This window comes from Undibacterium sp. WLHG33, from assembly GCF_049544815.1.
Lineage (GTDB): Bacteria > Pseudomonadota > Gammaproteobacteria > Burkholderiales > Burkholderiaceae_D > Undibacterium.
On record NZ_CP186697.1, the window covers coordinates 3066471 to 3080011 of the forward strand.

12 protein-coding genes are annotated in these 13541 nt (G+C 48.0%); 4 read left to right on the forward strand and 8 right to left on the reverse strand.

Features of this window, described 5'->3' with window-relative positions; genetic code table 11:
* Positions 1-27 precede the first annotated feature (27 nt).
* From trpC to rpe, 6 genes are all read right to left on the reverse strand, one after another.
* Positions 28-828: an indole-3-glycerol phosphate synthase TrpC gene (gene trpC / locus ACOTSW_RS13950; RefSeq protein ID WP_423679665.1), complete on the reverse strand. Its 801-nt coding sequence runs from the start codon at positions 826-828 to the stop codon at positions 28-30.
* Positions 829-831: 3 nt separating this feature from the next.
* On the reverse strand, positions 832-1863 hold the full coding sequence (trpD, locus tag ACOTSW_RS13955) for an anthranilate phosphoribosyltransferase (RefSeq protein WP_423679666.1): 1032 nt from the start codon (positions 1861-1863) through the stop codon (positions 832-834).
* A complete protein-coding gene (locus tag ACOTSW_RS13960) occupies positions 1860-2432 on the reverse strand; it encodes an anthranilate synthase component II (RefSeq protein WP_423679667.1) in 573 nt (190 codons plus the stop codon). The genes trpD and ACOTSW_RS13960 overlap by 4 nt, the downstream gene beginning before the upstream one ends.
* Entirely contained in the window at positions 2433-3929 is a 1497-nt protein-coding gene (trpE, locus tag ACOTSW_RS13965; protein WP_423679668.1) for an anthranilate synthase component I, read from the reverse strand. It abuts the gene before it with no gap.
* Between the two features lie 259 nt (positions 3930-4188).
* Positions 4189-4872 carry a phosphoglycolate phosphatase gene (locus tag ACOTSW_RS13970; RefSeq protein ID WP_423679669.1) on the reverse strand — a complete coding sequence of 228 codons (684 nt, stop codon included), beginning with the start codon at positions 4870-4872 and terminating at the stop codon, positions 4189-4191.
* 108 nt (positions 4873-4980) lie between these two features.
* Positions 4981-5646, reverse strand: a complete 666-nt coding sequence (gene rpe / locus ACOTSW_RS13975) for a ribulose-phosphate 3-epimerase (RefSeq protein ID WP_423679670.1) — start codon at positions 5644-5646, stop codon at positions 4981-4983.
* Between the two features lie 117 nt (positions 5647-5763).
* Here rpe and apaG point away from each other — a divergent pair, with 117 nt between their 5' ends.
* Entirely contained in the window at positions 5764-6138 is a 375-nt protein-coding gene (gene apaG, locus ACOTSW_RS13980; protein WP_423679671.1) for a Co2+/Mg2+ efflux protein ApaG, read from the forward strand.
* A 15-nt stretch (positions 6139-6153) separates the two neighbouring features.
* Here the strand turns inward: apaG and ACOTSW_RS13985 are convergent, their stop codons facing one another.
* A complete protein-coding gene (locus ACOTSW_RS13985; RefSeq protein ID WP_423682379.1) occupies positions 6154-6411 on the reverse strand; it encodes a hypothetical protein in 258 nt (85 codons plus the stop codon).
* Here ACOTSW_RS13985 and ACOTSW_RS13990 point away from each other — a divergent pair.
* The 3 genes from ACOTSW_RS13990 to ACOTSW_RS14000 all read left to right on the forward strand — a co-directional run bounded on the left by ACOTSW_RS13990 (position 6410) and on the right by ACOTSW_RS14000 (position 11418).
* A complete protein-coding gene (locus tag ACOTSW_RS13990; RefSeq protein WP_423679672.1) occupies positions 6410-7186 on the forward strand; it encodes an enoyl-CoA hydratase in 777 nt (258 codons plus the stop codon). The genes ACOTSW_RS13985 and ACOTSW_RS13990 overlap by 2 nt on opposite strands.
* A 390-nt stretch (positions 7187-7576) precedes the next feature.
* Entirely contained in the window at positions 7577-9460 is a 1884-nt protein-coding gene (locus tag ACOTSW_RS13995; protein ID WP_423679673.1) for a DEAD/DEAH box helicase family protein, read from the forward strand.
* An 86-nt stretch (positions 9461-9546) separates the two neighbouring features.
* Entirely contained in the window at positions 9547-11418 is a 1872-nt protein-coding gene (locus tag ACOTSW_RS14000) for a DEAD/DEAH box helicase family protein (protein WP_423679674.1), read from the forward strand.
* A 6-nt stretch (positions 11419-11424) separates the two neighbouring features.
* On the opposite strand, the gene pglZ is transcribed toward ACOTSW_RS14000, so the two are convergent.
* Entirely contained in the window at positions 11425-13512 is a 2088-nt protein-coding gene (pglZ, locus tag ACOTSW_RS14005; RefSeq protein ID WP_423679675.1) for a BREX-1 system phosphatase PglZ type B, read from the reverse strand.
* Between the last annotated feature and the right edge of the window lie 29 nt (positions 13513-13541).

Genomic DNA, 13541 nt, shown 5'->3' on the forward strand with positions numbered 1-13541 from the left:
AGGACATGCCGTCAGATGTGTTTCGATTCAGAAAAATAATTTCTGTAACTCTGCCCCCGGATTTTCTGCCCGCATAAATGCTTCACCGACCAGAAAGCCATGCACATCCGCAGCGCGCATCCGTTTTACGTCGTCCGGGTTGAGGATGCCGGATTCCGTGATTACCAGTTTTTCCGGAGACAGTTTCGGCAGCAAGCCCAGCGTCGTATCCAGCGTCACTTCAAAGGTACGCAGGTTGCGGTTGTTAATCCCTAGCAGCGTGGTTTTCAGTTTAAGTGCCGCGTCCAGCTCTACGTCATTGTGTACCTCAACCAGCACGCCCATACCAAGCTCATGCGCGCAGGCTTCGAGCTCGGCCATCAGACCATGATCGAGCGCGGCAACGATCAGCAAAATACAATCAGCGCCCCATTTTCTGGCCTGATACACCTGATACGGATCAATCATAAAATCTTTGCGCAACGCCGGTAACGCGCAGGCATTGCGTGCCTGTTGCAGATATTCCGGAGCGCCCTGAAAAAAACGCACATCTGTCAGTACCGATAAACAGGCCGCACCGTGTTGCTCGTAGCTTTTAGCGATGTCTGCCGGATTAAAATTTGGACGGATGACACCTTTGGAGGGCGAGGCCTTTTTGACTTCCGCAATCACTGCAGGATTGCCTGCTGCAATTTTGTTGCGCAGCGCTGCTTCAAAACCACGTAGTTGCGTACGTGCTTCTTTATCGGATTCGACCTCATCGCGCAGGCTGATCAGTGACTGATATTTTTTTGCTGCCGCAATTTCATCTTTTTTGACTGCCAGGATGTTGTTAAGTATGTCTGACATAATTTATTTTCCGAGTTGCTGAGTAACCTGAATGAACTGATCCATCTTGGCACGTGCAGCACCAGAGGCGATGGCTTCTTGTGCCTTCTTGACGCCGTCGGCAATTGAGCTGGCAACGCCAGCGCCGTATAAAGCCGCGCCAGCATTCAGGCTGACGATATCTTTAGCGGCACCGGCGACGTTGTTTAGCACTTCCAGGACTTTTTCGCGCGATTCTTCGGCGCCGGAAACACGCAGATTGCGGCTCGATACCATTTGCAGTCCAAAGTCTTCCGGATGAATATCGTATTCGCGGATTTCGCCATCGATCAGTTCGCCGACCATGGTTGGTGCGCCGAGAGAAACCTCATCCATATTGTCGCGCCCCCACACGACCAGCGCATGTTTAGCCCCCAGTCGTTGCAGTACGCGCACCTGAATACCAACCAGATCAGGATGGAATACGCCCATCAGAATATTCGGCGCGCCGGCAGGATTGGTCAGTGGTCCCAGGATATTAAAGATGGTACGCACACCCAGTTCACGCCGTACAGGTGCCGCGTGTTTCATCGCGCCGTGATGGTTAGGTGCAAACATAAAACCGATACCGGTCTGAGCGACGGATTGTGCAATTTGTTCTGGATTCAGGTTAATGTTGGCGCCCAGCGCTTCAAGCACATCGGCGCTGCCGGATGATGAGGAAACGCTGCGTCCACCGTGCTTGGCGACGCGTGCACCAGCGGCGGCAGTTACAAACATCGAGGTGGTGGAAATGTTGAACGTATTCGCGCCATCGCCGCCAGTGCCGACGATATCGATCATATTTTCGGTATTGACCAATGGTACTTTCGTCGAGAATTCGCGCATAACTTGTGCTGCCGCCGTGATTTCACCGATGCTTTCTTTTTTGACGCGCAGACCTATCGTTAATGCGGCGATCATCAGTGGCGACATTTCACCGCCCATGATTTTGCGGAACAGATACAGCATTTCGTCATGGAATATTTCGCGGTGTTCGATCAAACGTGTCAGTGCTTCTTGCTGAGAAATGGTCATTGTGCTGCTCCGGTCAGAAAGTTTTTTAACAGAGCATGGCCATGCTCTGAGAGGATGGATTCGGGGTGAAATTGCACGCCTTGCAGATTAAATTCTTTGTGGCGCACCCCCATGATTTCGCCATCGTCAGTCCAGGCGGTGACTTCCAGGCAATCTGGCAGCGTCGCGCGTTCAATTGCCAGCGAGTGATAGCGTATAACGGTGTAGGGGCTGGGTAAATTCCTGAAAACACCGACACCTGTGTGTGCAATCAGCGAGGTCTTGCCATGCATGACTTGTTTTGCGCGGATGATATTGCCGCCAAATGCCGCACCTATACTTTGATGACCAAGACAGACGCCGAGAATCGGAATCTGACCGGCAAAACGTTCGATGACAGGAATAGAAATACCAGCTTCATGCGGCGTGCATGGCCCTGGTGAAATGCAGATGTGATCCGGCTTTAAAGCGGCGATTTCTTCCAGTGTGATTTCATCATTGCGGTAGGTGCGCACATCTTCACCCAGCTCGGCAAAATACTGCACGAGGTTGTAAGTGAAGGAATCATAGTTATCGATCATCAGCAGCATTTAAATTTCTCCGTCCAGACCATCTTGTACTTGTTCGGCTGCGCGCAAAACTGCGCGCGCCTTATTTTCTGTTTCCTGCCATTCCATTTCCGGTACTGAATCTGCCACTACGCCCGCCGCAGCCTGCACATACAACATGCCGTCTTTCAGCACGCCGGTGCGTATCGCAATCGCCAGATCCATCTCGCCGCCAAACGACAGATAACCGCAGGCGCCGCCATAGATGCCGCGTTTGACCGGTTCGAGTTCATCGATCAACTCCATCGCGCGCACCTTTGGCGCACCGGACAAGGTACCGGCAGGGAAGGTCGCTTTCAATACATCGAGATTCGATAATTGTGGCTGCAATGTGCCTTCGACATTCGATACGATGTGTTGCACATGCGAGTATTTTTCAATCACCATCTGATCCGTTACCTTGACGCTGCCAGTCGTGGCGATGCGGCCGATATCATTGCGTGCGAGATCAATCAGCATCACGTGTTCGGCGATTTCTTTAGGATCGGCCAGCAGCTCTTTAGCGAGTTCGGCATCGCGCTCCGGTGTTGCTCCGCGCGGGCGCGTACCTGCAAGTGGGCGTATCGTGACTTTGCGCGAGCCGTCATTCAGGCTTTCGTTACGGACTAAAATTTCTGGTGAAGCACCGATGATCTGCATATCGCCGAAATTGTAGAAATACATATACGGCGACGGATTCAGTGAGCGCAGTGCGCGATACAGTGACAGTGGCGAATCGGCATAAGGCTTCTTGATGCGCTGCCCAACCTGCACCTGCATCAGATCGCCCGCCATGATGTATTCCTTGGCCTTTTCAACGGCTTTTAAATAATCTTCTTTGGCGAAATCGCGTATGGATTCGGTGCGTACCGAGGCGGATGTGACTGGCGCATCAACGCTGCGGCGTAACATTGCACGCAAATCTTTCAAACGCTGGCGCGCTTTTGACCATGCTTCGGCTTGTGTAGGATCAGCATACACAATCAGATACAGCTTGCCTGATACATTGTCGATGACCGCTAATTCCTCGGTCACCAGTAACTGAATTTCCGGCAGCCCAAGATCATCTTTGGGTGCGCTGTGGGCGAGGCGTTTTTCGACATGGCGTACCGCATCGTAACCAAAGTAACCGGCGAGTCCACCGCAAAAGCGTGGCATACCGGGACGCAATGCTACTTTGAAACGGCTTTGAAATTCTGCGATGAAGTCGAGTGGATTGCCGTGATACGTTTCGATGATTTCGCCATTTCTGACGATTTCTACTTTTTCACCGTAGCTGCGCAACAGCGTATTGGCAGGCAGGCCGATGAAGGAATAACGCCCGAAACGTTCGCCACCCATGACGGATTCGAGCAGGAACGTGTTTTTGCCTGCATTCTGGGTCTGAGCAAGTTTCAGGTAAAGAGTCAGCGGTGTTTCCAGATCAGCGAATGCTTCCGCAATCATAGGAATACGGTTGTAGCCTTGCGCGGCCAGCGATTTGAATTCGAGTTCGGTCATGGTTTTCCTTCAGCCGTCAGCCATAGCTCGCGATGCCTGCAGAAACAGAATACGAGCAATATGACTCGCATCTTGAGTAAGGACGGATAAGACAGATTGATAAAACAAGCGACCAGTTATGCTGGGGATGTGCAGAGCCAGTCGCGGCATTCCAGGGTTAAGAGGATTGCCAGCGTCGCCATAGCCAAGCCTCAAAGGTACCTGGTGTTATTTCGGGACGTTTGTTTTCGGGAAACATTCGTGAGTGGAATGAAAGTGATTAATGTCGATTTGCTGTTGCCAGCAGTCGTGCCGCTTCCAACAGTGTTCCGACTATACCATCACTTTGAATTGTTTGTACAGCCTCGCCGTGGTTGTAGCCATAGGGCACTGTGAGTACCGGGCAACCTGCTGCACGCGCCGCGATGGCGTCATTGCTGGAGTCACCGATGGCCAGAATATTGGATGGCGCCATCTCAAACTGTTTGCTAACTTCCAACAATGGCTGCGGATCCGGCTTTTTCCGCGGGAAAGAATCGCCACCAAAAGTCAGTTCAAAATAGGAAGACAATCCTTTTTTCTGCATCAGTGGTATTGCGAAAGCGAGCGGCTTATTTGTGACACACGCGAGTCGCAGACCCATCGTCTGCATTGCTTGTAAACCTTCAATAACTTCCGGATACAACGTGCTGTGATCGCCATTGATGTCGAGATAATGGCGCTGGTAAGACGCCATCCCTTGCGCAAAATGTTGTTGCACTCCCGCTTCATCGAAATCCAGACTCAGGACGCGGGTGATCAGATTTTCCGAGCCTTTACCGACCATAGATTTCACCATGGCTAGCGTGATTGGCGTCAGGGAAAAATCATTCCGCATACGATTGATCGCGACCAGAAAATCCGGTGCGGTATCGAGCATGGTCCCATCAAGATCAATGATGACAGCGTTGATATTACTAAACATGGCGATGCCTGTTGAATGTCTGAATAAACATGCGGATCATGGCAGGAAATGGCGCCATAAGCCGCATGTATATTGGGAGTCTGAAATGTAAGCGGTGATTGATTGGAGTCAGACTTTTCCGAGTTCTGTGCGCATGGCGTCAATCACGCCTTTGTAATCTGGTTTGCCAAATATCGCTGAACCAGCAACAAACGTATCTGCGCCTGCTGCGGCGATCTCGCGGATATTGTCTATTTTTACGCCACCATCCACTTGCAGCATGATGTCGCGACCAGACTCATCAATTGATTTGCGTACAGCAGCAATTTTTTTCAAGGTGTGCGGAATAAATGATTGACCGCCGAAGCCTGGGTTGACTGACATCAGCAAGATCAGATCCAGCTTGTCCATGACATGTTCTAACACATGCAAAGGTGTTGCCGGATTCAGCACCAGACCGGCTTTGCAGCCATGATCGCGGATTAATTGAAGACTGCGGTCGATGTGCTCAGAACCTTCCGGATGAAAGCTGATGATATTCGCGCCAGCTTTGGCAAAATCGGGAATGATACGATCAACGGGCTTGACCATCAGATGAACATCAATCGGCACCTGCACATGCGGGCGTATCGCTTCGCAGACCAATGGGCCTATGGTCAGATTCGGTACGTAATGGTTATCCATGACGTCAAAGTGAATCATATCGGCACCGGCAGCGACGACGTTGCGCACTTCCTCGCCCAGTCGGGCAAAGTCGGCGGATAAAATACTGGGAGCAATTCGGTAGGTTGTCATGGCAAAGGTCTTGCAAAAGAAAAGATGCGCTATTTTACCTTGCGCCATCCATGTCGTCTTTGTCATCCTCTGGCACAATAGAGATTCAATTGCAGTTGATAAAGAAAAGAGGAGACTGTGGCTACCTACGAGATGAGTGTGTCCGTCGCGACGCAGTATTTGCAAGAACAATCCAATCCGGATCAGGCGAGCTTTGTGTTTGCTTACACCATAACGATTAAAAATACCGGGACGGTGGCGGCGCAGGTGATTGCACGTCACTGGATTATTACGGATGCAAAGAATCACACTGAAGAAGTAAAAGGATTGGGTGTGGTCGGGCACCAGCCGTTTTTGCAACCCGGACAAAGTTTTGAATACACCAGTGGCAGCTCCTTAACGACGCCACAGGGAAGTATGAAAGGTTCGTATTTCTGTGTGGCGGAAGATGGGCATCGTTTTGAAGTGGCGATTCCTGAATTTGTACTTTCTATTCCGCGCACTTTGCATTAATTGATGCGATGAAGCTCAGTTGCTGTCGTTCTTACTGTCAGTTTGTTCTTCAATGCGCGGTTTATTTTCCGGGCGTCGTCCGGAAAACATGGTCCACCATACGATAAAGATCAATATAAAGAGCGCCATTCCGGCTTCTAATAGCAATAACCACATAGATTTCCTTTGTTTACAATCCGGCTGTTCTGCAAATAGAAACGCTGGATTGTTTGAATAATTTAGCCTTGCCGCGTTGAGCGGGACATCCATTGACACTATATAGGAGACTTCCATGGAATTCGAATGCATATTAGTAGAGACAAAAGAGAAAGTGGGACTGATTACCCTCAATCGTCCGAAGGCACTGAATGCGCTGAATGATCAGCTAATGAATGAATTAGGCGCAGCGTTAAAAGCGTTTGAGCAGAATGAAGCGATCCAATGCATCGTGATTACCGGAAGTCAGAAGGCATTTGCTGCCGGTGCGGATATTGCGGCAATGGCGAACTACTCGTTCATGGATGCTTATAAAGGTGATTACATCACGCGTAATTGGGAGGTAATTCGTCAGATTCGCAAGCCAGTCATTGCTGCGGTGGCAGGTTATGCCTTAGGTGGTGGTTGTGAATTGGCGATGATGTGCGATTTCATCATTGCTGCTGATAACGCAAAATTTGGCCAGCCCGAAGTTAAGTTGGGAACCTTGCCGGGTGCTGGCGGTACTCAGCGTTTGCCTCGTGCTATTTCTAAAGCGAAGGCGATGGACATGTGCCTGACTGCGCGCATGATGGATGCGGAAGAAGCGGAGCGCGCCGGACTGGTCTCACGCATTGTTCCGGTGGATATGCTACTGGAAGAAGCGCTGTCTGCGGCGAACACGATTGCCAGCATGTCGCTGCCTGTCATTATGATGATTAAGGAATCTGTTAATCGCGCTTACGAAACTACGTTGTCGGAAGGCGTGCATTTTGAACGTCGCCTGTTTCATTCAAGCTTTGGAACGGAAGATCAGAAAGAAGGCATGAAAGCATTCCTGGAAAAACGCACACCGGAATTTAAGAACCAATAAGTTATAAATAATTTGCGAGTTTGATTGCGAATTGAGGTTGGTTTTGCTATAGTTCGCCTCCCGCAGAAATGCGGGAGAGGAAGTGAAGTAAGGAACGGAAAGTAGCTCCAACACCCCCAAGCCAAGCGATTTGATTGGCGCCCCCACAACAAAATGCGGAAGCCGAGAAGAAAAAGCGGATCTGAAGCGTGAAGGGAGTTGACAGTGAGAGTGAAGTGCTTCATAATCTCGTTTCTATGCTGCTGACGCACACAACGATGCGAAGCAAAACTCGGAAGAGTTAAGTAGAAAAGAATGTAAGTATTCGCGGTTCTTTAACAATTAACAGTCAATAAATGTGAGCACTTGACGAGCAATGTCCACATGATTCGCTCAACGGGATGACACCTGTTGAATACCGATTATTTCATCAACCTCAAAACTCTAGTAATACCTGGCACTGATTGGGGGAGGTTTACACTCGCTTGCGAACAACGCTTAAGTCTATCAGACGACGAGATCAGTAATCGAGGCAAATTACGCGATACGTTATATTTACTCACAATGGTCGACACTGCTCTGCTAGATCAAGCAAAAAAAGACTTATTTGCTGCGAAAAATGTTGTCGTCAGCAACTTCAATCGATTCGATGCGGATTTAGAAAGTGAATTCAAAAATAACCCACCTAAATTAATTATTATTGATGAATGCCATTACGGTTCAAATATATCTGCTGTTAGATATAACAAAATATTTGATTATCTAGAAGAACATAACACGTGCAAAGTTGTGTTTATTTCCGCCACACCTTTTGGTGCCCTGTACGCTGCAGAAGAAGCATATGAACAGGCGATTGAAGTAGCCGAAATTGCGCAAGCTGAGGGTGATCTGAGCGTAGCTAAAGAAGCCGAAGAAAAAGCAGCTGAACTAATCAGAAATTCCCTTATTCGTAGGAATTTTGGAACCAAACTTGTATTTCACAGAACAAGTAATGAATATTTTGGTGTGCGGGAAATGCTAAAAGCGAATAAGGTCTTTCCTTTGCCAAGTAGTAGCCGAAGCTTTCTTGTCGAATCGCCTGAACGAAGTCACTTTATCGAGCACTTCAAATCAATTGATGGTCCAGGCTGGTCATTAGTTCGTGTTCCTGCTGGAACTGCTATGGCGGCTAAAGATTACTTCAAGTCTAAGGGAATCTCCGAAGACAATATCTATATTATTGGAAAATCACTTCAAGGCGTTTCCGAAGATGAGCAAACCACTATTGAGAGATTCAAAAAACAATATAGCGATGCCGAAATGTTTGGAGAAAAATTTATCGCTATCACTGTTGCTGGCTGTCGTGCTGGCATTAATTTTGGATCGATGAAAAACAGCATTATATCTACTTGGGATAGTACCGTCGCAAGTGTTGCAGCTGTTGTTCAAGCCAATATTGGTCGCGCTTGTGGCTACCATCAAAATCATTCACCGATCCACTTCACCAATCTTGATGCGGTCATGGCATATGCTGACTCACTCGACTATTTAGAAAAAACAACGAACGAACACGCAGCTTCGGATTTCGAAGGACTGCGTGAATTTTTTGATGAGCTTTGTGCTGAGTATCGCGTCCAAGGTCTTGATGTTGGATTAACAGTCAATAGCAAGAAGCGTAAACCGATTGGCGATGTTGAAACCTATCAAACTGCAGATTTTGTCGCGATCCCTGCTCAGCTTAAAGAAGAGCGCCCGAACTACCGTGCATACACAACAGATACTCAATTTTTAGATGCGATTAATATTATTCGAGATGAATTTCTTCGCGACTACGGTCCCAAAGTCAAAGGCAACAGAGCAATGCGTGGTCGCAATAAGAGTTGGATTAAAGCGCAGTGGGTAAACGGAGATACCTATGACAACAAAGAGAAAGCCCTCAAAATCGGTACGATGAAAGAGCGCACTATTCTATTTACCGAAAACCTGCGAAATAAAAAACCTCAGGAATATAATCAAATTGTCATGCCGGGTAGTGGAGAACTCTCGTCCAACAAGACAATGACGGCTACCATTTTTAGTGTCTACAACGTCTCTCGCCGCGACGTCGCTAAAAAAATCATGTCACATGAAGACATGCAAGAAATTTGTGCACTGATGAATGTCGCCTATGACGACACCTTGGTTGTACTTTTCAAACGCGGCGATATGGATCAAGAAGCAACGAACAGAAAAATAGCAGTCAACGAAGGCCCAGAAGTTGAGACTACTATTAATGACCAAAGTCAATTTAGTGGCGTTCCTGACCTTATTTATTGATTGAAATTCATCAAAATAACGAACTTCATTGTTTAGTGCCATTTTCTCACTGGCACTAAACAATGCTTTACTTCAAAAATTTATTTATGCATTCAATCGCAAATAAACATCGGCAACATATTCAGTTAATTCTTGAAGGTATCTTCGAACATCAGCGAAGTGCTGCGATAAAGGCCGCTGCGGCAATCAATGGCGGCGCCAGAGCTGTTGTCGTTGCAGCTGAAATGCAGTCGGGTAAATCAGGCGTAGCTTTAGCGCTCGCCTGCTTGCAACGTCAGTCTTTGGGTGACCAAGACATTTGCGATCGTAAGCAACTCAAAGACACCCTTTACCTGGTAACCATGGCCGATACCGCGCTGCTCGCCCAAGCAAACCAAGACATGTTGAAGGCACCAAATGTTGTAGTGAGTAATTTCAATCACTTCCAACACGCCTTAGCGACGGAATTTAAGCATCAAGCACCAAAGCTGATCATCATTGATGAATGCCATTACGGATCATTATCTGAGGGCATTCGTTATAGCAAAGTATTCGACTATCTTGAAAAAGAAAATTTAACTGGGCACGTCGTCTTCATTTCCGCGACACCTTTCAGCGCGCTATATGCGGCAGGTGATGAATCCATTTTGCGCCAGCAGTTTCATACAAAATTGGTGTTTCATAAAACGAGCGGAGATTATCATGGCATACGTCAAATGCATGCTGCTCACCAAGTCGTCAAACTCGACCGCACACAACGAAATTTTTGTGACGATTCGTTGATGCGCCGTGATTTCCTCGCAAAGTTCCATCAGCATCAGGGTGCGGGATGGGCACTGGTGCGTGTGCCAGGCAATTCTGCGCAGGAAGCTAAGAAAATTCTATTGAAGAATGGTTTGAATGAGGATCAAATTTTCATCATCGGGCAAAGTCTAAGTGATACCGATGAAGAAGAACTCGTGAGCCTTGATGACTTCAAAAAAGAATTTGAAGCGGCGCAGCTTTTTGACGAAAAAATAGTTGCTATTACGGTCGCTGGTTTTCGAGCTGGCATTAATTTTGGCCAGAGCATGAAAGAATCTTTGATCGCAACCTGGGACAGCACCATCGCAAACATTGCCGCCGTCGTGCAAGCTAATATAGGACGAGCATGTGGCTACCACCACAATACCCATGCCAAACATTACACCAATCTCGATGCAATCAGTGCCTATAGTGAATTACTCAATCATCTCGAATCTTGTGACAATAGCGACCAATTCGATGGCCTCAAACAAGTTTTTGAACAAATTTGTGAACGTTATGAGATTACGGGTTTCGACCGCGGCACGAATGTCCGCCCAAATGCGGCTTGGGTTAGCAATCGAAAAGTGATCGACGATGAGGTTTTCTTCACTGATAGCTACTGCGTGGTACCTGCACTATTAAACCAAAATCAGCCCGACTTCAGTGGCTACACGAAAGATCATGACTTACTCGAAGCCATACGTCTGATACGTGAGGAGTATCTCAAAGATGGAACGCCTTACGTCAAGGCGAAACGTGCGTTAAGGGGCGAACATCAAAATTGGATCAAAGCGCAATGGGTCAATGGCGTTAGCTACGACCATTACGATCTCGGCAAAAGCGCCGCTAAAAGTCGTGTTTTAGATTTCATTCAACGACTCAAGCAAGGCGAACGCATTGTCTTCAACGATATCGTCAACCCTGGTGGTGGCGAGGCTACTAAGGATAAGCGCGTCACAGCGAATATTTTCAGCATCTACAATACGTCTAGCCAACTTGACCAGTTCAAACGCCAAATGGCACTCGACGATGTTCATGAAATGTGTGACGCACTCGGCGTCGAGCGCGACAACACACTGATTGTGCTCTTCAAACGAGGTGAGTTTGACGCAGTAGCGAGTCAGACGACCATTGCCGAAAATACAGTCGAGCAGACGCGTATCAAACACAATTCTGTATTTAGTGGCAGGTGAAGGAAATCAGTCTTCACTACTAACTACGGTTTGTGCCTTCACATGAATATTCAACACTGGGGTCATGCATTCCTGTAAGGACAAACCGCCATGGTTGTAGTAATCCCCCGCGGTAAAAGAACTGATTCCCGGCGCCATCGCAATACGAACGTTCTCGTTCCAATGCCATGGCTGACTTAAGCGTGATGTTGCGACATTACCTTTGATAATCCCACAGCGTCGAGACAACTTGGTTGTAACATCTTTAGGTAACTCAGATTTTGGTAATTGATCTGGCACCCATAGCCAGCCGTGATCTGTCACCAAACGAATATGCCGCCACCCTGCATTGATCAAACTATCTATGCGTGCTTCGACTTCTTGCAAAATCGAATCGATACGATTCGGCAGACGTAATTGCTCCTGATGCCCGGCATTGTCGATATCACCCGTTTGCACCCAGGCTTTTCCAGTTGGGTCGCCGGTTTCAATACCGTCTAAATATTGCCAGCCTCGCTCACTTAACAAAGTCTTCAAGAAGTGACTTGAAAAGCTTTGCTCTGTTTGTGCTTGTATGGGCTTGAAGTCATCGGCTGTTAATAAACCCGTCAGCAAATCGAAAATAGGTGTGACAGCCGCTTTGGCGGTATCGGTCAACGATGGTAAGGCTGACCAATTCGAGCTGAGTTCCACAGCCAAGTTTTTCTTCTTGGAATAATGAGCAAGTATTTTTTGTGCAACGTCGTAGCGTAAGCCATCAACAAAAAATACGACTTGGCTATCTAACTCATAGTCAGAGTGCGCTTGATTAATTTCATTCTTCGCTCGCCCAGGATAACCGTGTTCTTGTACCAATCGCTGAAAATTCTCAGCGACACCGGTAAGCCACGGGGTATAGATCACTGCCAAAATCGCCGCAACCATTTGGCGTTGGGTATCATCGCTCGCCTTCGCCATCGCTGCTAGCGCCGCAGCATCGGTTTGCCAATGTTGTTTTGCATAGGCTTTCCCCATCGTCACGGCATCTGGGCCCGACAATACAGAGCGGGTTGATTGCTCCACCTCACACAAGGCTTGCAGTATTTCCAGGTTAGGCGAATATGAAAGCTCATACCAAAGCCAATTTGCCCGAGCTTGATGCTTTTCGAGAAGCTGATGCAAACGGCCACGTAAATCGTCTTCAGAAGTATTGGGCAATGCCAAGAGTGCTTCTGCCAACTCTGCTTCGTCGTGCAAATTCACGCTCAGATAATGGCTAGAATCATAGGCCAAACCCTGGGGTGAAAGCTCTTTCATCGATGCCACCAGGCGTGGCAGACGATGCGCCATTTGTACAAACCGATCCCACACTTCAGCCCACGCCCCTTGCGCCTCACATAAGTAATGCAAGGCTTGTGTCTGATTACTTAAATCTCCCTGCAGACCAAACACCGACGCAACGTGCTGTTTGAAAATCGATTTCTTCGTTTCATCCCACGTGTTGGATATCGTTGGGTCATTCAAACACAAGAGCAAATCGCGTACGGGGTCATCGGCCACCAGTTGATGAAAATCTTTAGCGCTCAAACGACGACCTTGCAATGTCTCTGTGCGCTCTTGCAAAAAATAGGGCAATACATCCAGCAGCGCTTGTTGCGATTTTTCATCTTTCGCCAAATCCAGTTCAAGACCTACGGTCTTATTGGTCAAGAATGCTGAGACTGACCAATCACGACTATTATTTGGCGTCGCCCACCACACACCGCGATATTGCAGCTCTGCAAGCGGTTTAAGCTCCTCTGGGCATAATTCAATTGCACGCATATCTTTGCGAGCCAGGCCAGGCAAATAAATGATAGGTGTAAGTTCACGTGGAAGATCGCCGACCGTGCGCGCAATCGCACATTTAATCCAAATCGCCGGACCTCGTCGCGCAGCGGGATCATATTTACCCAGTTCTATCAGTTCCGGCAGAACCTGTTTCAGCAAAGGCATGGCGGACTGCCATTGGCACTCTTTGTCGGTCCACAAAATCGCTGCAGGTTGCATTTCTGACTGCGGTTTGTAGCCGGCGCAAGAACGAAGCTGCGCGACCAGTACATTTAAAGGCGTTTGGGAATAAAGATCTTTACTCATTAATTACAACTCCGTGTGCATCGGTACGA

Excerpts from the sequence above, each read along its gene's own strand:
- ACOTSW_RS14000 (WP_423679674.1), top strand. The coding sequence starts at position 9,547 with ATGCATTCAATCGCAAATAAACATCGGCAACATATTCAGTTAATTCTT.
- ACOTSW_RS13960 (WP_423679667.1), bottom strand. The coding sequence starts at position 2,432 with ATGCTGCTGATGATCGATAACTATGATTCCTTCACTTACAACCTCGTG.
- trpE (WP_423679668.1), bottom strand. The coding sequence starts at position 3,929 with ATGACCGAACTCGAATTCAAATCGCTGGCCGCGCAAGGCTACAACCGT.
- trpD (WP_423679666.1), bottom strand. The coding sequence starts at position 1,863 with ATGACCATTTCTCAGCAAGAAGCACTGACACGTTTGATCGAACACCGC.
- trpC (WP_423679665.1), bottom strand. The coding sequence starts at position 828 with ATGTCAGACATACTTAACAACATCCTGGCAGTCAAAAAAGATGAAATT.
- rpe (WP_423679670.1), bottom strand. The coding sequence starts at position 5,646 with ATGACAACCTACCGAATTGCTCCCAGTATTTTATCCGCCGACTTTGCC.
- ACOTSW_RS13985 (WP_423682379.1), bottom strand. The coding sequence starts at position 6,411 with ATGGAAGTCTCCTATATAGTGTCAATGGATGTCCCGCTCAACGCGGCA.
- pglZ (WP_423679675.1), bottom strand. The coding sequence starts at position 13,512 with ATGAGTAAAGATCTTTATTCCCAAACGCCTTTAAATGTACTGGTCGCG.
- ACOTSW_RS13990 (WP_423679672.1), top strand. The coding sequence starts at position 6,410 with ATGGAATTCGAATGCATATTAGTAGAGACAAAAGAGAAAGTGGGACTG.
- ACOTSW_RS13970 (WP_423679669.1), bottom strand. The coding sequence starts at position 4,872 with ATGTTTAGTAATATCAACGCTGTCATCATTGATCTTGATGGGACCATG.